We start from the raw sequence: 20,732 nt of genomic DNA, 5'->3' as shown, positions 1-20,732 counted from the left end.
ATGCTCGACTGGTCGAGCATGTTCCGATTTCACCATAAGTTAAATGCTTACATGTAAAAATTATTTTGTTGGTTAATATGTTAATCCTAATCAATTGATTCGTCAATATATTAGTTTGAATTTTTGAATATTTTAGGCATTATGCAATAGAATTGCCCAAATCATGATTCGCAGAGCCTACGAACACTTCTGTTTATTCAAGTCAACTTTCCCCCTGAGCTTTAAACGGGATGGACGGGTGGTTAAAATCACACCGGAGATCACGATTAACGCGCCCAGCATCTGCATCACTGATATTGATTCATCAAGCCAAAAGTAAGCCCCTACCATCGTTGCAACTGGAAGGAAATTCAAAAACACAGATGCACGGGACGGTCCGAGCAATTCTACTCCCCGATTAAATAAAACCAGTGCAACCACAGATGGGAAAGCCCCCAAATATAAAAGCCCTATAACGTTAAGCAAATTTAATGAAGGCACTCCGACGAAATACCACTCAATCAATGCAGCCGGAAACAGTACGATGACTGAAATTCCCGACATTACCAAAATAGCTCCATAGTGCGGAAAGAGATACATATGCTGCTTAACGGCAATCGAATAGACTGCCCACATAATGATTGCCCCCAACATGATTACATCACCAAGATTCCATCCGCTGCTGGCTAATTGCAAAACCTTTCCGTCCATGACAACCCAAACGGCGCCGGCTAATGATATCAAAATACCTGCCCACTGAATGCCGCCCAGTCTTTCTTTTAATAAAAAAAAGCTCAATAAAACTGTAGCAACGGGAATGACCGCTTCAAATATGGATACCTTTGTTGCTGAAGTAAATTGTAGGGCCCCATATAAAAAGACATTGAAAAAACAAATACCTGTAAAAGCCATTACCAAAAGCGGTTTTTTATGTTCCCAAAATATTGTGCGTTGTGTCCAGGCACTCCGCAAGCCGATGGGCAGCAATAATAAAAACGCCACCAAAAGCCGAAAAAATGACATGGTTAAGGGTGGCAATTCATTGATTGCCTTACCGACAAGAATATTTCCAGCATAAAAAATGACCACAAAAATCATGATTATGTATGCATACATATGAGGTTCTCCTTTAATGACAATCTCCTTATCTACCACTTTATCATATGTCCAAAAGATAAAAGAGCCTCCGATAAAAGAGACTCTCAGCTTTGCTGTGGAGGTACTGCTATGTTTCCATAGTTCTGGGATAAAAGGGCCCTTGCAATCCCAATAAAATATTCAGATTCCCGAATGATATGATTAATAACTACCTTGGCCGTTTGATTATTGCTGACAACCGTGCTTTCGTCTTTAATTTGCCTGCACAATTCTATAAATCTTTGGCTCTCCTCCAGACAAAAAGATACAAGCTGCAACACCTGTTGATACAGCTGTGCAGAAATTTGTAAGTTGGATCTAATCACTGTTTCTATAAAACTGACAACCTGCTGATGGGTCCTTGATAATGCTTTTTCCCATTCATGCAGGGCGTCCACATACTCCTTTTCCAACCCAGTGACCAATTCCCGGATTACAACGGTATGTTCCTCTTCTTGATGCTTCCAAAATTCCGCTTCATCCAAAATACGCAGCGGCATTTGCTGTCCGTAATAAAATTGCATGCCCATCCTCCCCAAATTCAATCTATTCCAATATATGGGGAGTGGGACAAGGATATGCGAGAAAAAAGAAAGCGCTCGTTTAGCGACCTACAAACCGAAATGCGGAAGACGGCCGTTTAGGGGCGGCAAGCGCTGGGCGCCTCAAAGCACCACATCCTTGAAAAAGCTGAAGCTTTTCTTGTCCAGTGGCTTCGGGCAGGCTCAGGACAAGACATCCTGTCGCTTGCACTAGTACCTCCTGTATGTCTGTAGCACTAGGACGTCCTGTCCGTCGGAGCCAAGCATCTTACTTCTATGCATCATGAGTTTACTTCTTTGTAAAAGTTACGTGCGGCTTTGCGACGAGCTGAATAATGCTTCTTGAGTAAGCTATGGCGCAGGAGCAGGGTTTTGTTGACTTATCGTAGGAAAGCTACTGGTTTCAATTAAATCATGCAAAGCTTCTCTGAGGCTGCTTCATGCAGCTTTCCGACAAGGTAACATCCCTTCCTCGAATAATCCATCCCTTGGAGCACATTGCGCGCAAAGCTGCTAGTCGCTGAGCGCTGAAGCTAGACTGGGAAAAATTATCCGCTGCTGAAGAATTTTATAGTCCGCTATACAAGAAAGAAGAGACACTTCCCCGGGGGCGTTTTCAGCCACCAAAGGGAGCGCCTCACTTGGAAAATAAGAAGCTTTGCACGATTTTTATTCTAAAACGACATACAAAATGACCTACCTTACGGTTTCCATAGAAACACTTAAATACTGATGTACTTTCCGGCTCGTTTCAATCGCATTTTCAATTGCGCCGTCAATGAAGCCGCCCCAGCCGTTCGCATAAGTTGTTCCTGCCAAAAACACACCCTGCTCAGGCCGCTTCATTTCCTCGATGTATTTCGTAAACTGATTCGGCTTCAACATTGGCCATGTTTCTTGAGCCAGATCATCGCCAGCCCAATCATGTGCAGTACTCTCGATAATGTCCAAATCAGTGCGCCAATGACTGATAGCAGCTTCCACCGCTTTTGGATCGTCACTGTCTAAGCGGCTGGCGTCAGAACCAAACCCTACAATGATACTATCGCCTTCTATATAGCTATCCAAGTGAACGGAATTTAACGGGTAACCCGCAGGTGCATATGTAACGAAGGGCTCAATTCTCCCTTTAACACGTGCCCATACTTTGATGCCTTTAGCGACCTGTTTTTCTTCTATAAAAGCTTGTTTCAAATCTGACAATGCAGGTTGGAAGCGAATTTTATCCAAAGTAGAGAGCGGAGCCGTAACAATCGCTGCTTTCGCTCTGAAGCTCTCTCCATCCCGGATTTTAACCTGAACGAAGTTTTCATTACTTTCAATGGATTCCACAACTGCGGATAATTTGATTTCCGCCTTCACATCCCCTGCAATGGCTTCAATCAGGGACTTGGTTCCAGTCTTAATTTTGTACCTTGAAACCGTATCGGCAAAAACATAACGGCTGCCGCCGGAAAAAGCCCACCAGCGGAACATTTGAGTGATGGCTCCTTCCATTGGATCCCCATTAAAATCGATCGTCAGCAAACTATTTAAAAAGTCCTTCTGCTCACTTGTAAAAGAAAAACGATCTAAGTATTCGTAAACTGTCGTTTCGTCCATCTCTGTGAATGAAGAAGATGCAAGCGGGTTAAACGGCTGCGGAAGGTGTTCATAAGCTTTATTAAGCAGCTGTTCAAAACTCTCCTTTACAATAGAATTCAGTTCGCCCGGAGTTCCTGTCCTCAGGTTACCACCTGTGATCCAATAAGCTTTTTTAGCTGCCGGAGCTTCACATAATTGCAGTCCGTACCGAGTAATTTCCGCCCATGTATGCGGTTGATACCAATGGACATAGGTCCCGCCCAACTCAAGGTCACAGCCCAGTCTGTGACCCGTCCAGGTCCGTCCGCCTAATCGATCTTTCCCCTCAAGCAACAAAACATCATAGCCCAACATGTTGAGCTCCCGAGCTGCCGTCAGCCCGGCAAAACCTCCCCCCACAATAATGACATCATAACTTGTTGTTTGCTTTTGATCTTTCATCAATATACCCCCAAACTCCATATAGAAAGCCTTTTCATTTTTGCGGAAAGCTGTCGAAACTATATAAATATTTTATAACAATTCTATAAGAACGAAAAGCCCCAAGCGCTAATATCACTTGGGGTTCATTAAGGCTCCTTCATTTCATACAATTTTGCATCAGCATACTGAATCAACATCTCGAGCGTGTTTCCATGGTCAGGGAAAACAGCGGTGCCAATGGAAACCGAAACCAGCTCCAGCGCTTCCAATTCCATCTTTATCCTATCTGCTTTAAAGTCAGCTTTCGGGTTATTAATAAGCAGTAGGAATTCATCTCCACCCCAGCGGGCAGCACAATCTTCTTCCTTAACAATTTCATTCAATCGGGTTCCTACAATTCTAAGTACTTCGTCCCCCTTATTATGACCATAACAGTCATTGATTTTTTTAAAGTCATTAAGATCAATCATGACCACACCGACTTTGCGACCATGCTTTTTATAAAAAGCATTAAACTTTTTTTCCACAGTGCGTCTGTTGAATGTATTTGTCAAAGCGTCCTTTTCTGAGTAATACTTAGCTCGGTCATACTGTTTGCCGCACCACCAAGCAATAGACATGAATATTGCGGTTAAAATAAAGAAATCGGCTTTAAAAGGAAGCCCTAAATAATAATGATAATAAAAGTAACGGAGGATATTGAATAGCGCCACTACAAAAACCGAAAAAAATCTCCCGCGAAATCCCATCTACATTCCCTCTTCCGCTCATTTTCCATCAATGATTTTACCACAGAAGCCGGTGATTTTCATTGGACTTTCGCTCCGGTTCCTGGAGCCGCATAAATATTTACCTTACCAAAATTGGCTGTTTGAATGGTATAAACATCATTGCGGGGATTTCCTATGATGTCATACGATAATCCCCCGAATTTCTTTGGGTTTAGGAAGCCAATTTCGTTTCCTTTTACGGGCTTTTTATTGATTGGGTATACTCGCCACGAAGAAGATGATTTGGGCAAAATGATTTTTTTGTAATGCTTTTCCGTATTTGCTCCGGGATTGATCCAGTTGCCTGGGACGCCTTCCCTGCTTGTTACATTGACCATTTCACCTGACACATTGAATACGAAGTAGGTACCTGCTCTAACAGTTGTTTTTTTATTAACCCGTCGGCTCGCATCTGCTGCTGAAACGTAGCCATTCGTAGCTTTTTCCAATTTAAATATGAGTTGGTCTTGGCGATAATATGACGTTAAGTACTCGATGGGAGAAAAAGTGGATTGCTCAAGATTAACCGTCCAACCATATTTTGGTGATGACTTTCTTCTGACCTCGTAATGCAAATGGGAGCCTGTGACTCTTCCTGTTGCACCCTGGCGTCCGATAACCTGACCTTTTTTTACAAACATCCCTGCCTTTACTTCAGTTTTTACAAGATGCGCATATAGATGTGCGCAGCCGTCCTTACCTTTAATCACAACGACATTCCCATATCCGCCCAATCCGGAGCCGGCACTCCCCATGCCAGCAAACAAAACATGACCTTCCGTGAATGCATGAATGGGAGCCCGATCTGCCTTCACAAGGTCAATTCCTGCGTGGAATTCCCTTCCTCCTCTAATCGGATCCGTCCTCCAACCATATGGAGATGTTATTCGATAGCCTACAAAATTCAATTTCTCACCCTCTCTCCGTAATATAAAACCTCAACTTCTTTATATATTTTTCTTTTAAAATCAGTAACCCTATCCGATTTGTTGAAGTTACCAATAAATATCATAAATTAATAAGTGGTAGTTTCGATACTTTGTGTTAAAATAGTAGATGATTTACCTAATTTTCATTTTCGACATTAGGCAACACGAACTGCCAGGTGGATGAAAATAATTTATACATAAAGGAGTTTTGATCATGGCAGAAACATTCCAGGTAAAAAACCCGGCTACAGGCGACGTCATCCAAGACGTAAAAGTGGATACAGCCGAGGAAGTAAATCAGAAGCTTGAAAAAGGCCACGAAGCTTTTAAAAAATGGTCTCAAGTAAATGCTCACAAGAGATCTGAGTTGCTTTTTAAATGGGCTGATAAAATCAAAGAACATAAAGAAAGCATTGCAGAAGTCATGACTAAAGAAAACGGGAAACCTCTCCGTGAATCTTTAGGTGAAGTGGACTATGCAGTAAGCTATGTACTTTGGTATGCAGAAGAAGCGAAACGCATATATGGCCGCACAGTACCTGCATCTGCTGAATCCAAGAGAATCATGGTTACAAGACAACCAATCGGTCTTGTTGCAGCCATCACTCCTTGGAACTTCCCAGCAGCAATGATGACAAGAAAAGCAGCTCCTGCTCTTGCAGCCGGCTGTACTTTCATCGTGAAGCCTGCGGTTGAAACACCATTGACAACTATCCGCTTGATTGAGCTTGCACACGAAGCAGGAATTCCTGAAGACGCTGTTCAAGTAGTCAACGGAAGCGGACGCATGATGGGTGAACTTTTCACGAGTAGCAAGCACGTCAGAAAAATCACTTTCACTGGATCAACTCCAGTAGGAAAAGCACTCATTAGAGACACTGCCAACAATATTCAGCACGTAACAATGGAACTTGGCGGACACGCTCCATTGATCGTAGCGGAGGATGCTGACATCGACTTGGCTGTAGAACAAACAATGTTGACGAAATTCAGAAACGCCGGTCAAACATGCGTATGTGCGAACCGCCTGCTTGTTCATGAAAGCGTCGCAGATCAATTCGCTGAAAAATTTGCTGAGAAAGCAAAACAGCTTAAAGTTGGAAACGGCTTGGATGCCGACACTGATGTAGGACCAGTCATCAACAAAAAAGGTTATGAAAAAATTGCTTTCCAAATCAACGACGCAGTCGAAAAAGGCGCGGAAGTACTTGCAGGAAACCAATTTGATGTTGATGAAGAAAAAGGATCTTATTTCGTTTACCCAACTGTCCTTAAAAACGTTACACACGACATGGACATCATGCAGGAAGAAACATTCGGACCTGTTGCTCCAATCGTTACATTTAAAACGTTGGAAGAAGCAGTGGAAATTGCAAACAACACTCCATATGGACTTGCTGCCTACTTCTTCACAAATAACTATAAAACTGGAACATACCTTCATGAAAACCTTGATTTCGGCATCATCGGCTGGAACGACGGCGCACCATCTGCAGCTCACGTGCCATTCGGCGGCATGAAAGAGAGCGGACTTGGACGCGAAGGCGGTATCGAAGGAATCGAGCCATACTTGGAAACAAAATATGTTTCTATTGGTGGGCTATAATACGAAAGCGGAGGCGCGAAGTCTGCTAGTCGATAGGCGCTGGAGCTAAACGCTAATATAGTAAAAATAATTTTTGTTTAACGAAAAACCCGGGCGACCTATTTTAAGGTCGGTCCGGGTTTTTGATTGGTAAAAGGGATGTTCGTTTATCCGTGGGTATTTTTCTCGGAATTTCGGCACTCCCGAGAAAAATAAAAGGGCCCTCAGAATTCATTGAATTCAAGGCGCCCTTTAGCTCATTCCCTTTCCAACAACCATACGTTTTGGCTCTCTCTTGTTTTTTCTCACCTTTACGAGCGTGTACCAGTATAAGGTTTAACCTCTGGCAATAATCCACCATGTTCCATTTCAACACGTTGGGCGTCTTTGAATAACTAAACAAGAGTCCTTCGATTGCAAATATTCATGTACATTTCTTCCTGTTCCGACGCCATTTTCAATTGCCCCGTCTATAAAACCAGCCCACCCGTTTGCATATGTAGTCCCCGCTAAAAATATTCCATTTTCCGGACGACGCATTTCTTCTATATATGTTGTCAGTTGGCTTGGTTTCAACATGGGCCACGTCTCCATGGAAAACTTGTCGTTGGTCCAGTCATGCCCAGTTGCTTCTACAATCTCAACTTCAGGCAGCCACAACCTAATAGCCCGTTCCACAGCGTCGCAGTCAGCAGGATCTAATCTGCCTGCATCCGAACCAAATCCGACTACAATAGTGTCTCCATCGACCGCCCCTTCGAAATGAACTGATTGGAGTGGATAATCCGCCGGTGCATACGTAACGAAGGGGTCCAGCTCCCCCTTTATTCTTGCCCAAACTTTTACGCCTCTGGACACTTGCTTTTCCTCTATAAAAGCCTGCTTCAACTTTGAAAGACCAGATTTAAAGTTAATTCTGTCCAAGACACTTAACGGTACAGTTACAACCGCTGTTTTGGTGTAGAAAAGCTCTCCATCAATCGTTTGAACAGCCACTAGCCCATCAATATTTTCCACAGACGAAACATCCGAAGAATATTTAATGTCCGCCTTGACATCAGATGCCAGTGCCTCGACAAGAGCTTTAGTGCCACCCTTAATTTTAAAGCGCCCGACAGTGTCGGTAAAAATCGCCCGGCTGCCCTGTGAAAATGCCCACCAACGGAACATTTGAGTGACCGCCCCTTCTTCTGGCGGCCCGCTAAAATTGATCCCTAAGGAACTGTTGATCAGGTCGCGCTGTTCCTTAGTAAGATTTATCCTTTCAATAAAATCAGTAACCGAAAGGCTGTCGATCTCTTTGATATTTCTCGCTCCAAAAGGATCGAATGGATTTAGAAAACACTCCACTGCTTCTTTCATGATGCATTCATAGCTTTCTATTAAAATAGAACCAAGTTCTTCTACCGTACCCATTTTCAGCTTTCCATCAGTTATCCAGAAAGCTTTTTCAGGAGCCGGCGCCTCGTCGAGCTCAAGATTATAGCGAGTAAGCTCACTCCAGACATGTGGCTGATACCAATGGACATACGTACCGCCCAATTCCAGATCACATCCAAGCCGACTGTCCGTCCATGTCCGGCCTCCTGCACGATCGCGCGCTTCCAAGATTAGAACTCGACGTCCAAGCATCTCAAGCTCCCGTGCAGCTGCCAGCCCGGCAAATCCAGCTCCTATTATAATGGCATCATATATATCTTTTGAAAAAATTTCCCCCATGCCCCGCATCCCTCTTTTATCTATGAATTAATTTAATTGAAGCGCTTTCTTTGAATTCATTAATGCATCAACGACATAATCCGCATTGATGATTTCGGCCCCATCAATGATGTCTTCTTCTTTGACACCATTATGTTCCATGCATGCTGAACAAACTTTTAATTTTCCGCGGCTTTCTAAAAATGCAGGCAGCAATTCCCTAATCCCTTTGAATGGCTCTCCAATATCAATTTTAGCTGCAAACCCATTTTCAGCCAAATGGACGCCATCCGACAACAGCAGAATTTCCACATCATGGCCCTTTTCCAGCGCCTTGACCCCCATCGTAAAAGCGATCGTCACATTGTTGGGATTATTATCATGTGCAGTCAGAGTAATCAGCAGGTCCGGATATTCCATAACGATTCCTCCTCATTGAAATTTTAAACATTGTACCATATCGAAGGAGGATCATAAAGCTTGCACAAGAAACAAAAGCGCAAGCGCCTGTTCATCGACGTACAGACTGGGGTGACTCCAACGAGATAAAGGAAACACGGCGACGAAGGCCGCCTCAGATCGCCACATCCTGTGGCTTANACGAAGGCCGCCTCAGATCGCCACATCCTGTGGCTTACGGTGGCACTAGGACGTCCTGTCCGTCGGAGCCGATGTTGACTTATCGTAGGCAAGCTGCTTCTTCGAGAAACTTCCTGTGCTTTGCGACGAGCTGAACAAGGCTTCCTCGTATTAACTGTGGCGCTGGAGCTGGATGTAGCATATTCCAATTAACAAGTTATCCACAAGCATAGAATTTTATAATTTCCTCAACATAAAAAAAACCGCTAAACAGCGGCTTTTTCCAACATATTAAGCTTTCACCCAGTTACCCTCAACCTTGACCCCTGCATCTGCCAAAAGGTTAAGGACCGGGCATCTTTTTTCTACTTCATCCTTGAGTATATTAATTTTTTCCTGGCTTTCGTCTGTCGTAAAAAACACATCGAACGTCACTGATTGAAAGTGCGGGGACACGCCTTCAACCCCCTGAAGTCCACGCAAATCCAACTCCCCTTCATTCTTAAATTCAACACCGCTGTATGAAAAATTCTGCTCTTTGGCAATTAATGCAATCATGACTGATGCACAGCTGGAGAGCCCTGCCAAAACCAATTCAACGGGATTCGGACCTTCGTCCGCTCCGCCAAGATTTACTGGCTCATCAACGATGATAGGTGAAAAATCCCTGATATTAATAGAAGTCTGCAATCCGCTTTCCCATTTGCCATCTGTAGCTACCTTAATTAGTTGACTTATTGTTGCCATTTTCCACCACTCCAATTTTCATTATTTTAATTTTTTCCTGGGATATAAATTCATGATAACTTGTAGTCCGTTACTACTGACTCGTAAATCATATAAATATCGTACCTACTACGTTTTTATATGATCCTAAAACATGACTTCTTTCTTCTCCTTTGGTATCGCCCCCTTTCAAGGTAGACTCAACCACGCTGCTCACGGTATATTTTATCTTTTATCCACTGCCCTGGCTGCACGGTCTCCGCCAAACTGAATCAACTGGACGAGTATAACCAATATGATAACCGTTGCAATCATGACATCGTTTTGGAAACGGTAATAGCCGAAGCGAATGGCCAGGTCTCCGATCCCACCACCGCCGACAATTCCAGCCATGGCCGAGTAGCTTAATAAGCTGATTACCGTTACGGTAAGACCCGCAATCATGCCTGACTTTGCTTCCGGAAGAAGTACATCTTTGATGATCAGCCATGGGGAGGCACCGCATGATTCCGCCGCCTCAATGACACCTTTGTCAATTTCACGCAAGGATGTTTCCACAAGTCTGGCATAAAAAGGGATGGCCGCTACGGTCAATGATACACTTGCAGCCGCTGGCCCCATCGTTGTACCTAGAATCAATTTTGTAAATGGAATCAGAACGACAAGTAATATAATGAACGGTATGGAACGAATGATATTGATGATGCTTCCCGCTACATTTTGCATGAAGCGGTTTTGCCAAAACATGCCCTCACTTGTTACAAATAGTGCTACACCAAGAGGAATACCAATGACTACTGCGAACGCGACAGCAATCCCCATCATCCATGAAGTTTCAACAAACGCTTTTCCGAATTCATTCACCATCTCAGGCAACACCGGCGAGCACCTCCAATTGATTCGTCCGTTTTGTTATATAATCTATCGCCTGCTGCACATCCGAGCTCGAGCCAATCATTTCAATGATGAGCGTCCCGAGCGGGCGGTCCTGGATATAAGAAATCTGACCATGTAGAATATTTGCGTTTACATTGAACTGTCTCAAAGTTTCAGATATGACAGCCTCCTCTGCCGATTCTCCCTGGAAAGTGATCTGAACAATCGGCCCTTTTCTTCCTTCAAGCAGTCTTTCAGGCAAGGCCAATGAATGGACAGTTTGAACAAATTGTTTCGACAGGGCTGTTTTCGGATTGGCAAAAATATCATAAACATCGGCAACCTCGACAACTTTGCCATTTTCCATAACGGCCACCCGATGGCAAATGTCCTGTACCACTTCCATTTCATGAGTAATTAACACAATCGTAATACCAAGCGTTTCATTGATTTTTTTCAACAGCTGTAAAATCGACTTTGTTGTCGTAGGATCCAGTGCTGATGTCGCTTCGTCACAAAGTAGAACTTTTGGATCATTGGCGAGGGCCCGTGCGATTCCCACGCGTTGCTTTTGTCCTCCCGATAGTTGTGCAGGGTAATGGCTGCTGCGGTCTGACAGTCCCACCATTTCCAACAGCTCCGGCACTCGTTTTTTAATTTCCTCTTTCGTTTTTCCCGCGGCTTTTAAAGAAAAAGCGACATTTTCAAAGACTGTCTTTGAACTTATCAGATGAAAGTGCTGAAAAATCATGCCAATCTTTTGGCGTTCTTTTCTTACCTCACGATCGGATAATGATGTAAGATCCTTGCCATCGATTAAAATCTTGCCTTCTGTCGGTCTTTCCAAAAGATTCAAGCATCTTAGCAAAGTACTCTTTCCAGCACCGCTGTATCCGATGATGCCGAAAATCTCTCCCTGGCGAATAACCAGGTTGACATGATCGACAGCCGTCACATTGTTATACTGTTTTGTGACACTTTCAATTTCAATCATTTATTTGCCTCCTTCTCCACTTGATACTGCGGCTTCACATACCCTTTGGCGCTCTTATTCGTGTAATCTAAAAACTCGTCAGAATGATAGGCTTTCTCCAAGGCCTTTGCAAAAGGCTCATCCACGTCTTCTTTTCTGAGCGTGACATATATCAAATAGTCTTCAGAGGTTTTTTCGATTTCAACAGCTTCCTCCAACTTCAATCCTGAAGCGAGTGCAAAGTTCCCGTTAATGAAAGCAAAGTCCGTATCCCCCAGTGAACGCGGGGTTTGCGCCGGATCAATCGGCTTGATTTTTAAGTTCAGCTTATTTTCCACAATATCTTTTTCAGAAACGACCGTTGGATCTGCGTCTTCATTGACTTTAATCAAACCGAAATCTGCAAGCATATTCAGAGATCTTGCAAGATTGGTAGGATCATTCGGTGTGGCCACCGTCATGCCTTCTTTTAAATCGTCCAAAGTATGATGTTTTTCCGAATAAAGTGCAATTGGAGCAGTCGGTACAGCATAAGACGCAACCAAATCCATGTTGTGATCTTTATTGAACTGCCCTAGATAAATCCGGTTTTGGAATAGGTTAGCGTCTATTTCTCCTTCATCCAAAGCGATGTTCGGTTGGATATAGTCATTGAACTCAACGATACTTACCTTGTATCCGTCTTTTTCAAGGATAGGAATGATCCCCTCCCTCAATTGATCACTGTAAGGCCCCGCTGTCGCACCGATGGTTATTACTTTCTTTTCCTCACTGGCTGAAGTCGTCCCACATGCTCCCAAAACAAACAAACTCAAAATTAACGTAATGTAAAGCAAAGTTTTTCTCATTTGGTTATCTCCTCATGTAAACTATGAATTTTTTATTACATGCATAAATGGTGCCCTGCCCGACTTCTTTTTGAAGGATCCGGATTTTTTTAAGTCCGGTGCTCCTACTCTTCAGCGAAAAAGAAGCCACTGAAAGTAAACTTTACATATAAAAATACTCAGGAATTAAATAAAACCATTACAATCATTACCAGTAGATTCCTATCGTCCGTCGGAAAGCTCAACTCCTTTTCGTACTTTTTTTCAAAAAAAGACCCCTTGATTCACACAGTAAGCTGTGTTGAATTCAAGAGGCCTCCGGTTGTCCGGTGAGCTTCAGATACTTTATTAACAAAACTAAACATGTTTTTTGGGCTGATTGACTAATCAGCTATAGTGGAATCCCACCCTCATTCGACTATGTGTCAACATTTCTCCACTTCATTGTACTCAGTCGGAGAAGTCCAGTCCGTATGTCACTAACCGGGAGCTTCCGCTTTTCTATTACTATGCAGGGAATCGCCGCTTTTCAATTTTGTTAATCTGGACGATTTTCCCTTCGTGGACAGTTATCTGTAATTCGCCAAAACGCAAATTGCCGAGCGCTTCTACAATCACTTCCAGTTTCTCTTTTTCTACCGTTGCTTTTTCCCCCATTCCCCTCATCTCCTTTGATTGTAAGTGCCCTGATATACAAGAAAAAAAGACCCCTTAATAATAAGAGGTCTCCGCTTATGACAATATTAACCAAGCTTTGCCTCTTATATATCAGATTTATAAAAATCTGCTGGAATTGGCACCGTTTGAATAAAATATTATTCAATGGTTGCCGAGGCTTCGCAGGGCCAGTCCCTCCACCTCTCTTCATAAGAGTTATGAAAATATGAATTTGTGAATGTAAATCATATTCTATTCGGAATGAAATCAATTGTCAACCTTGTTTTTGTATTTCTTCAAATCAGGCCATTTGGCATATAACCTATTTTAATTTCGGCTATTCTTCTCCAAAAGATTTTCAGCAATTTCACCCACAATCGGTAATCTGGTCCGTTCGTGCTGATAAGCTTTGATCATGAGCAAAATCCATAATACGAGACCAATCAAGGAAATAACGGCCTTCAGAATCCATCCGACAAATGGTACGTATCCAACGCCCACTCTTAAAATCCCAAGCATAAGATAAAGCACAATGGACTGCATGGCATGGAATTTCACAAATGAACTTTTCTTTTCAAGGAAAAAGAAAATAATGCCTGTCACAAACGTACCCAAATAGCACAGCAGTCCTGCAATATTCTCATCCAGACCGGTGGATGATTTCTCCGGTACCTCGTTACTGCTAGATTCAATTTCTTGTTTTTTTTCGTCCAATTGTTCCTCCTCCTTTCTTACTACGAAATTTTGTTGATTTGAGTGTATCAAATTCATCATTTGAATACTATTGAATCTAGAAAAAAATACAAAAAAATCTGTAATTAACCAATTATCTAAATTAATTTAAATTTTTCACTGTGGCTACCTTGAGACATGGAAATAATCACCTTAAATTTTACTCCTGTGGCAATGGAAAAATGGCAAACACGGGCAACATCTTCGTAAAAAACGGGTATCTTGGCCGAAGAACATGACTGAAAAAAAGCTGGCTTTGTTAAAAACGGGTATCTTGGCCAAAGAGCATGTCCGAAAAAGGCGAGCTTCATAAAAACAGACACCAGAAGAACATTGGGCAAGATTAATTGGTCCACATCAACATTGGCTCAAAGTAAATAATAAAATTCAACCTATAAAGCATAAAAAACACACCGAGCCAACAGCTGCTTCGGTGTGTTTTCTTCATTTACGAGGGCTGCACATGTTTGCCCGGTTTATGAATAATAAAGGAAGCGATCATAATAACAGCCAACAGAAGAATCTGCGGGATAATGACTTCCAATGAAGGATAAAATCCAATAAGGTTGATTGTCGGCAACGAGTGAAGCTGTGTTGCTCGGATATGGTCGGTCAATTGAAGTGCATGTATGCTTACACCCAGGATTTTAAACGCCAAAAAGTAAATTAAAACGGTAGCTGATTTAAAAAATAGTCCCACTGCTATTTTGGAGCTGTACCTGATCAGTAAAAATGCTAAGACAACTAGAATCGCAGTTGCAATACCAATTCCTGCGGCCAACTCCCCTGTCCCGATTGACGGGGCCATTCCCATATAGAAGATGATCGTTTCCGCCCCTTCACGAAAAATGGCCAGGAAACTGATAAAGGCCATAGATACGATACTGCCCGTAGATAAAGCGGCCCCCATTTGTTTTTCAATAAAATGATTCCATGCTTGAATATTGGACTTTTGATGGAGCCAGATACCGACACCTATCATCATAATCACTGCTATGATTCCAGTAATCCCTTCTATCACTTCCCTGTTCGCACCTTGTGACGCAGCTGTAAACAGGACGTTGATCAAAAGCGCCGCACAGGCACTCATGGCAACTCCAAGAAGTGCACCAATCCAAATCCACTTTTGATATTGGCGCGCATTTGCTTTTCTTAAAAAAGCAATCAAGGCAGCGATGATCAGGAGTGCTTCCAGCCCTTCACGTAGCAGGATCAATGCCGCATCCCAGATGGTGTAGCTTGTTTTTTCCTGCAGTTGAAGGATATCCATTTTGTATGCATTGATTTTTTTTTGCTGCTCCTTCAGATCGGTCCCCGAAGAAGAAAGCTTTCCGGCAATGACTGGAATACCACTTTCCAGCTTTGTATAAAGTCCCCCGTTCCTCGTACGGACTTCCCCTTCAACGGACGGCCAGATAGTCAAAAAATCTTGCAAGGAAGCCACAGCCTGTTCTGGTTTTTCCTCGTCAATCGCCTGATCCGCTTTTTCGAGCAAATTAATGAGCGTTTGGAGCGAATGCCCTTCATTTGCCGCCTTCACTTCTTTTCCAGCCACAAATTCAGTAAACGCATCAGACATTGTTTCCGCAATCATCTGCATTTGTCCGAAGTCTTTCTCTTCCTGTGTTAACGCAATCCGCAGCAACCCCAGCTGCGTTTCAATTTTACCGTAATGGGCGATGCTTTGCTCACGGATGATGCCTTCTTTTTTACTCCATGCGGATAAAATCTTCTTGTATTCAGCATCAGCTTTTAAAGCATCCTTTTCTCCAATTGAAGCCTTAAGGTTGTCCAGCATCGGGAAAAATATTGTTTTGATTTCTTCCCGATGTGCCGCTTCATCGACAGGATTCTGTTCTTTTTCCAATGCAACGAGTGCATGAGATATGTCAGATAAAGCTGCCAGTGTCTCTTCCTTATTCTCCTTTATCACGGCGGCATTCATTTCTAGCATGGCTTTATCTACTTCCGTTGCCGCTTTGCTTTTAGGAGCTGTCTGTTTCCATTCGGCAGTCAGCTGTTCAGCGAGGTCTTGCACACTCGCCCATTCGCCTGCTTTCGTTTTCATCATGGCATCCCCGACAATACTGAATATCCCGCTGTAGCTATCCTGGGCATGAACGAGATTCATGGGGGCCAGCATTATAAATATTAGACAAAAAATCATAATTGCTTTTTTCATACGAACAACTCAGCTCCAAGATAGCTTCCTTTTTTCACACCCGGAAAACAGGCGAACAGTGCACTGCCACGGTGAGTGATATATTCGTTTAATTTATCAACCCTGCCGAAACTGTTTTGGATATTAATGAACTGCTTCGGATGCTTCTGAAAGGAAATGAATAACAGTCCAGCATCAAATGTTCCAGTCTTTCGATCGACACCGTCCGAATAGGAGAAAGAGCGCCTTAAAATACGGTCTTTTACCTGTTTTGCCAAGTAGACATGGGAATTGACCGGGATCACCGGACTGCCGTTTTCCACCCTGTCCAGTCCCATATCGTCCATCTCACCTTTTTTCCCAAGCGGAGCACCACTGTCGCGATGGCGGCCAAAAGTCGCCTCCTGAGCACTTAAAGCCGTCCTGTCCCATGTCTCCAGATGCATTTGAATCCGCCTGACAGCCATGTAAGTGCCGCCTGACAGCCAGCTTTTAGAGTCACCTGCCTGAACCCAGACGTGCTTGTTCATCTCTTTTACATTATCCACATCCGGATTGCCAGTACCATCTTTAAAGGCGAATAGATTCCGTGGGGTCTGCTTCCTCTTGCCTTTCATCTCATAAGAATTAAAGCCGGTCTGCGACCAGCGCATGGTCACTTTTCCTCGTGCGGAGCGGACTAGGTTTCTGACAGCATGGAAGGCAACCTGCGGATCATCCGCACAAGCCTGAATACTAATATCTCCTCCAACGTAATCGGGGTCCAGTTGATCTTTCGGAAAATGCGGCAAGTCTTTCAATTCTTTCGGTTTCATATGCTGCAGACCAAGCTCTTTTTTCTCAAATAGGCTTGGGCCCACCCCGAACGTCAAAGTAAGGTGGGAAGCATCAAGTCCGGTCGCTTCACCCGTATCAGCCGGTGGCATGAGTGTATTGGAGCTATACGGTTCTACAAGCCGGCCGTTCATCAGCTCCGCACTTTGGTTTGTCCAAACCTTGAACATCTCCTTCAATTCCGCCTTCGACCTGGCTGTGCAATTTAGAGAGACAAAATAGACATGCTCGGGATCTTTCGTTGCAATACCCGATTGATGTTTGCCGTAAAAATTGACCTTATTTTCAGCAGAAGGATCGTCATCAACGAATGGATTAGCCCCCAAGGCATTCAAAACCCCGGGAAGAGCGGATGCACCGATAATGATGCCTGCTCCGCCGATCCCTGCGATTTTCAACATTTCACGTCGGGATATTTCTTTTTTAAAAAAAGATTGCTCTTCCTGCTCGCTCATTTTTCTCACTCCACTACGATTGCCATTTGGCTTAAAGGTTCCCCAAGATGATCCACAGCCTCGGACAATGCTTTCGTATCTTCTGCGGTTAATGTTTCATAGGAGACAAATCCATCTCCAGCTTTATATTCATCAAGCAAACTATTTAATTTCGAAAAGTTTCCTTCAAGTGTTTTTACAAGCTCTGGATCCTTTTCCTGAAGCTTCACTTTGAAAATATCAAAAATTTTCTCTGCACCTTCAACATTTGCCTTAAAATCATATAAGTCCGTATGGGAATATATTTCTTCTTCACCAGTGATTTTGGATGTGGACACTTCATTCAATAAATCCACTGCCCCTGTAATCATTAAATCCGGCGTTACATCAACCGTCTCCACCTTGGCTCGAAGTTCCTTCACGTCACTTAACAATTGGTCGGCAGTTTCTTCGTACCCTTTAGTTGTCCCTTCCTCCCAAAGGCCGTATTCAATTTTATGGTAACCGGACCATTCTTCTTTTCCCTGTCCTTCACCTTCAATGTCTGCAAGCCGCGCATCGATCCTTGGGTCAAGGTCACCGAAACTTTCGGCAATCGGTTCAGACCGTTCAAAATACATTCTCGCAGGAGCGTACAACTCTTTTGCTTTTTCAACGTCTCCGGCTTTCACCGCTTCTACAAATTTCTCAGTTTCAATCACAAATTGATCCAACTGATCCATCGCAAACTGTTTATAGCTTTGCGTTTCTTCACTCAGAGTGTTTTCCTGCTGCACTTCCTGACCGGCATCAGCATCCTTCTTCTCATCTGCCGCCCCACACCCCGAGATCAGGGTCATAGAAAAAATAGCATAAAGAGCTGTCTTGACTGTTTTATTCATATTAGAACTCCTCGCACTCATAGATTTATATACTTTTTACTTTTATAATGATAATCATTCTCATTTATATTGTCAATTACATTTTTTTACGGAAAAAATTGTTAGCAACACAAACGGAAACGCCAATTCGTGATATAATCTATGAAATTATTTAATCATAAGGGGTTGCTGGAAATGGAGTCATTAATCAATGTACAGGATGGTGTAGTCCCATCAGTATGTTCTCTCGACTGTCCGGATCAGTGCGGGTTGTTGATCCATAAAAAAGACGGAAAAATTGTAAAAGTCAATGGTGATCCTGATCACCCCGTAACGAAAGGGAGCATTTGCAATAAAGTCCGGAATATGGGTGAACGTTTATATGACCCGAAACGGCTTCAGACACCATTGAAGCGTGTCGGTGAAAAAGGTGAAGGGAAATTTGAGCCCATCAGCTGGGACGAGGCAATTGCAACCATTGCCAGACATTGGAGACAACTCATTTCCGAGGAAGGCGCCCAGTCCATTCTGCCATACAGCTTTTATGGAAACATGGGAAAAATCCATTCAGAAGGTATGGACCGGCGCTTCTTTCACCGTTTAGGGGCAAGCCAGCTCGACCAGACAATCTGCTCTTCTGCCGGGAATGTCGGCTACGGATATACAATGGGCGGAGGTTTTGGAACGGACCCGGAGGAGATGACAGATACAAAACTGTTCATTTTCTGGGGGATCAATGCCGCAAGCACAAACATGCACCAGGTGATGATTGCACAAAAAGCACGGAAGAACGGTGCCAAGCTCGTAGTCATTGATGTCCATAAAAATCAGACCGGGCGCATGGCTGACTGGTTCATTCCCATCCTCCCTGGAACAGACAGTGCTCTTGCACTCGGAATCATGAATGTTTTATATGAAGAAAACCTGGTGGACCGTGATTTTTTGGAAAAATACACAGTCGGCTATGAAGAGCTAGAGGTCCATGTGAAAAAATATGACCCTCAAACGGTTTCCACAATTACAGGAGTGCCTGCTGATGATATTTATAAACTCGCGCGCATGTATGCCGATTTCTCGCCTTCCCTAATCAGGATTGGAAATGGACCACAGCATCATGATAACGGCGGAATGATCGTACGTACGATTTCATGCCTCCCTGCACTGACTGGCCAATGGCAGTTAAAAGGCGGCGGAGCTGTAAAATCCAATGGAGCCTATTTGGCATACAACACCAGTGCCTTGCAGCGTCCGGAACTCAGAAAAAATTCGGCCCGAACAATTAATATGATCCAATTGGCGGAAGCACTTCATGAAGCAGATCCTCCTGTGCGTTCACTTTTCGTCTACGGAAGCAACCCTGCGGTCGTGGCACCTAATGCCGGGAAGGTCCGCGAGGGACTGTTACGCGAGGATCTATTTACTGTAGTGCATGACCTGTTCCTTACTGAAACCGCAAAGTATGCGGACATTGTCTTACCGGCTACTTCATCTTATGAAAATACCGATATTTACACATCCTACTGGCACCATTATCTGCACCTGCAAGAACCGGTTATTCCGCCATACGGAGAAAGCAAATCAAATGCAGATGTTTTCAGGCTCCTTGCGGAAGCAATGGGATTTGATGAACCAGAATTTAAGGATAGCGATGAAGAGCTGATTGAGCAGGCAATAAGCAATGTAACAAACCCCTATTTCCCTGAGATCAATCTTGATCAATTGAAGGAAAAACGGTTTGTAAAAGCAAAGAATACGGAAAATCATTGGAAAAACTTAAATACACCAAGCGGCAAAATCGAATTATATTCAAAACGAATGGAAGTGGACGGCCACCCTCCACTTCCGACTCATATACCGCTAGTGGAAGATGAAGATCATCCTTTTCTATTCGTTCCAGGTCCAAACCATAATTTCTTGAACTCTACATTCTCTAATAATGAGAAGCACGCAAAGCTTGAAAAAGCCCCGCAATTGTTCATGAACACACAGGACGCCGAAAAGCTTGGAATCAAGAACGATGAGACTGTGCGCATTTGGAATCATCGCGGCGAATGCGAAATGGCAGCCTCAGTCGGCGATCAGGTTCTTCCAGGTGTAGTTGTCAGCCAAGGTCTATGGTCCGACGAATTCGGCGATAAACATCTCGTCAACTCACTAACACCTGACAGAGTAGCTGATATGGGCGGTGGAGCAGTATTCTTCTCCGGAAAGGTAAGCGTTGAACGGGCGGAGAAAACTGTAGGTGAGGTTAAAAAGGAAGCTGTAGGAATCGAATAATAAAAATAAATGCGGAGACTCATGTTGCCATGAGCCTCCGTGTTTTTTCCATCGTTTAGCCAATTATAAAATTTTATGCTAGTGGATAATTTGTTAAACGTAATATGCTTCATCCAGTTCCGACGGACAGGATGTGCTAGTGCAAGCGA

Annotated in this window: 18 protein-coding genes and 1 riboswitch; of the genes, 2 read left to right on the top strand and 16 right to left on the bottom strand. The window is 43.5% G+C overall.

Features of this window, described 5'->3' with window-relative positions; genetic code table 11:
- Nucleotides 1–177: 177 nt before the first annotated feature.
- From D4T97_RS16220 to D4T97_RS16200, 5 genes are all read right to left on the bottom strand, one after another.
- Complete coding sequence (locus D4T97_RS16220) at nt 178–1,095, bottom strand: DMT family transporter (RefSeq protein WP_126051804.1); 918 nt, start codon at nt 1,093–1,095, stop codon at nt 178–180.
- Between the two features lie 86 nt (nt 1,096–1,181).
- The gene (locus D4T97_RS16215) at nt 1,182–1,640 is read right to left on the bottom strand and encodes a DUF2935 domain-containing protein (RefSeq protein ID WP_126051803.1); all 459 of its coding nucleotides are present in this window, start codon (nt 1,638–1,640) and stop codon (nt 1,182–1,184) included.
- Nucleotides 1,641–2,354: 714 nt separating this feature from the next.
- Nucleotides 2,355–3,683 carry a flavin monoamine oxidase family protein gene (locus tag D4T97_RS16210; RefSeq protein ID WP_126051802.1) on the bottom strand — a complete coding sequence of 443 codons (1,329 nt, stop codon included), beginning with the start codon at nt 3,681–3,683 and terminating at the stop codon, nt 2,355–2,357.
- 128 nt (nt 3,684–3,811) lie between these two features.
- Nucleotides 3,812–4,414 carry a GGDEF domain-containing protein gene (locus D4T97_RS16205; protein WP_126051801.1) on the bottom strand — a complete coding sequence of 201 codons (603 nt, stop codon included), beginning with the start codon at nt 4,412–4,414 and terminating at the stop codon, nt 3,812–3,814.
- A gap of 59 nt (nt 4,415–4,473) precedes the next feature.
- Nucleotides 4,474–5,343: a M23 family metallopeptidase gene (locus D4T97_RS16200; RefSeq protein ID WP_126051800.1), complete on the bottom strand. Its 870-nt coding sequence runs from the start codon at nt 5,341–5,343 to the stop codon at nt 4,474–4,476.
- 235 nt (nt 5,344–5,578) lie between these two features.
- Between D4T97_RS16200 and D4T97_RS16195 the strand changes: the two genes are divergently transcribed.
- Nucleotides 5,579–6,970, top strand: coding sequence for an NAD-dependent succinate-semialdehyde dehydrogenase (locus D4T97_RS16195; RefSeq protein ID WP_126051799.1), 1,392 nt, complete (start codon nt 5,579–5,581; stop codon nt 6,968–6,970).
- 348 nt (nt 6,971–7,318) lie between these two features.
- On the opposite strand, the gene D4T97_RS16190 is transcribed toward D4T97_RS16195, so the two are convergent.
- From D4T97_RS16190 to efeO, 11 genes are all read right to left on the bottom strand, one after another.
- A complete protein-coding gene (locus tag D4T97_RS16190) occupies nt 7,319–8,668 on the bottom strand; it encodes a flavin monoamine oxidase family protein (protein WP_126051798.1) in 1,350 nt (449 codons plus the stop codon).
- Nucleotides 8,669–8,695: 27 nt separating this feature from the next.
- Nucleotides 8,696–9,067 (bottom strand): DsrE family protein, encoded by a 372-nt coding sequence (locus D4T97_RS16185; protein ID WP_126051797.1) that lies wholly within the window; start codon nt 9,065–9,067, stop codon nt 8,696–8,698.
- Nucleotides 9,068–9,517: 450 nt separating this feature from the next.
- The gene (locus D4T97_RS16180; protein WP_126051796.1) at nt 9,518–9,973 is read right to left on the bottom strand and encodes an OsmC family protein; all 456 of its coding nucleotides are present in this window, start codon (nt 9,971–9,973) and stop codon (nt 9,518–9,520) included.
- Between the two features lie 204 nt (nt 9,974–10,177).
- On the bottom strand, nt 10,178–10,819 hold the full coding sequence (locus tag D4T97_RS16175) for a methionine ABC transporter permease (protein ID WP_126051823.1): 642 nt from the start codon (nt 10,817–10,819) through the stop codon (nt 10,178–10,180).
- Nucleotide 10,820: 1 nt separating this feature from the next.
- The gene (locus D4T97_RS16170) at nt 10,821–11,822 is read right to left on the bottom strand and encodes a methionine ABC transporter ATP-binding protein (RefSeq protein WP_126051795.1); all 1,002 of its coding nucleotides are present in this window, start codon (nt 11,820–11,822) and stop codon (nt 10,821–10,823) included.
- The gene (locus D4T97_RS16165; RefSeq protein ID WP_126051794.1) at nt 11,819–12,649 is read right to left on the bottom strand and encodes a MetQ/NlpA family ABC transporter substrate-binding protein; all 831 of its coding nucleotides are present in this window, start codon (nt 12,647–12,649) and stop codon (nt 11,819–11,821) included. The genes D4T97_RS16170 and D4T97_RS16165 overlap by 4 nt, the downstream gene beginning before the upstream one ends.
- Before the next feature lie 486 nt (nt 12,650–13,135).
- A complete protein-coding gene (locus D4T97_RS16160; protein ID WP_126051793.1) occupies nt 13,136–13,285 on the bottom strand; it encodes a YezD family protein in 150 nt (49 codons plus the stop codon).
- Nucleotides 13,286–13,386: 101 nt separating this feature from the next.
- Nucleotides 13,387–13,501: riboswitch (SAM riboswitch) on the bottom strand.
- 111 nt (nt 13,502–13,612) lie between these two features.
- Nucleotides 13,613–13,999 (bottom strand): DUF4870 domain-containing protein, encoded by a 387-nt coding sequence (locus tag D4T97_RS16155; RefSeq protein WP_235872285.1) that lies wholly within the window; start codon nt 13,997–13,999, stop codon nt 13,613–13,615.
- 466 nt (nt 14,000–14,465) lie between these two features.
- On the bottom strand, nt 14,466–16,199 hold the full coding sequence (locus D4T97_RS16150) for an FTR1 family iron permease (protein WP_126051792.1): 1,734 nt from the start codon (nt 16,197–16,199) through the stop codon (nt 14,466–14,468).
- Nucleotides 16,196–17,467, bottom strand: coding sequence for an iron uptake transporter deferrochelatase/peroxidase subunit (gene efeB / locus D4T97_RS16145; RefSeq protein ID WP_126051791.1), 1,272 nt, complete (start codon nt 17,465–17,467; stop codon nt 16,196–16,198). Before efeB ends, D4T97_RS16150 begins: the two co-directional genes overlap by 4 nt.
- 5 nt (nt 17,468–17,472) lie before the next feature.
- Nucleotides 17,473–18,327 (bottom strand): iron uptake system protein EfeO, encoded by an 855-nt coding sequence (efeO, locus tag D4T97_RS16140; protein WP_126051790.1) that lies wholly within the window; start codon nt 18,325–18,327, stop codon nt 17,473–17,475.
- A 174-nt stretch (nt 18,328–18,501) separates the two neighbouring features.
- Between efeO and D4T97_RS16135 the strand changes: the two genes are divergently transcribed.
- Nucleotides 18,502–20,583, top strand: coding sequence for a molybdopterin-containing oxidoreductase family protein (locus D4T97_RS16135; RefSeq protein WP_126051789.1), 2,082 nt, complete (start codon nt 18,502–18,504; stop codon nt 20,581–20,583).
- The last annotated feature ends 149 nt before the right edge of the window (nt 20,584–20,732 follow it).

Source organism: Siminovitchia acidinfaciens, assembly GCF_003605385.1.
GTDB lineage: Bacteria > Bacillota > Bacilli > Bacillales > Bacillaceae_C > Siminovitchia > Siminovitchia acidinfaciens.
Note: the sequence above shows the minus strand (reverse complement) of the source record. Positions and strands in the feature narration are given on the sequence as shown.

What these genes read in the sequence shown, in the direction of transcription:
- D4T97_RS16160 (WP_126051793.1), bottom strand. Translation starts at nt 13,285, where the DNA reads ATGGGGGAAAAAGCAACGGTAGAAAAAGAGAAACTGGAAGTGATTGTA.
- D4T97_RS16185 (WP_126051797.1), bottom strand. Translation starts at nt 9,067, where the DNA reads ATGGAATATCCGGACCTGCTGATTACTCTGACTGCACATGATAATAAT.
- efeO (WP_126051790.1), bottom strand. Translation starts at nt 18,327, where the DNA reads ATGAATAAAACAGTCAAGACAGCTCTTTATGCTATTTTTTCTATGACC.
- efeB (WP_126051791.1), bottom strand. Translation starts at nt 17,467, where the DNA reads ATGAGCGAGCAGGAAGAGCAATCTTTTTTTAAAAAAGAAATATCCCGA.
- D4T97_RS16210 (WP_126051802.1), bottom strand. Translation starts at nt 3,683, where the DNA reads ATGAAAGATCAAAAGCAAACAACAAGTTATGATGTCATTATTGTGGGG.
- D4T97_RS16165 (WP_126051794.1), bottom strand. Translation starts at nt 12,649, where the DNA reads ATGAGAAAAACTTTGCTTTACATTACGTTAATTTTGAGTTTGTTTGTT.
- D4T97_RS16220 (WP_126051804.1), bottom strand. Translation starts at nt 1,095, where the DNA reads ATGTATGCATACATAATCATGATTTTTGTGGTCATTTTTTATGCTGGA.
- D4T97_RS16175 (WP_126051823.1), bottom strand. Translation starts at nt 10,819, where the DNA reads ATGGTGAATGAATTCGGAAAAGCGTTTGTTGAAACTTCATGGATGATG.
- D4T97_RS16215 (WP_126051803.1), bottom strand. Translation starts at nt 1,640, where the DNA reads ATGCAATTTTATTACGGACAGCAAATGCCGCTGCGTATTTTGGATGAA.
- D4T97_RS16135 (WP_126051789.1), top strand. Translation starts at nt 18,502, where the DNA reads ATGGAGTCATTAATCAATGTACAGGATGGTGTAGTCCCATCAGTATGT.
- D4T97_RS16170 (WP_126051795.1), bottom strand. Translation starts at nt 11,822, where the DNA reads ATGATTGAAATTGAAAGTGTCACAAAACAGTATAACAATGTGACGGCT.
- D4T97_RS16195 (WP_126051799.1), top strand. Translation starts at nt 5,579, where the DNA reads ATGGCAGAAACATTCCAGGTAAAAAACCCGGCTACAGGCGACGTCATC.
- D4T97_RS16190 (WP_126051798.1), bottom strand. Translation starts at nt 8,668, where the DNA reads ATGGGGGAAATTTTTTCAAAAGATATATATGATGCCATTATAATAGGA.
- D4T97_RS16150 (WP_126051792.1), bottom strand. Translation starts at nt 16,199, where the DNA reads ATGAAAAAAGCAATTATGATTTTTTGTCTAATATTTATAATGCTGGCC.
- D4T97_RS16180 (WP_126051796.1), bottom strand. Translation starts at nt 9,973, where the DNA reads ATGGCAACAATAAGTCAACTAATTAAGGTAGCTACAGATGGCAAATGG.
- D4T97_RS16205 (WP_126051801.1), bottom strand. Translation starts at nt 4,414, where the DNA reads ATGGGATTTCGCGGGAGATTTTTTTCGGTTTTTGTAGTGGCGCTATTC.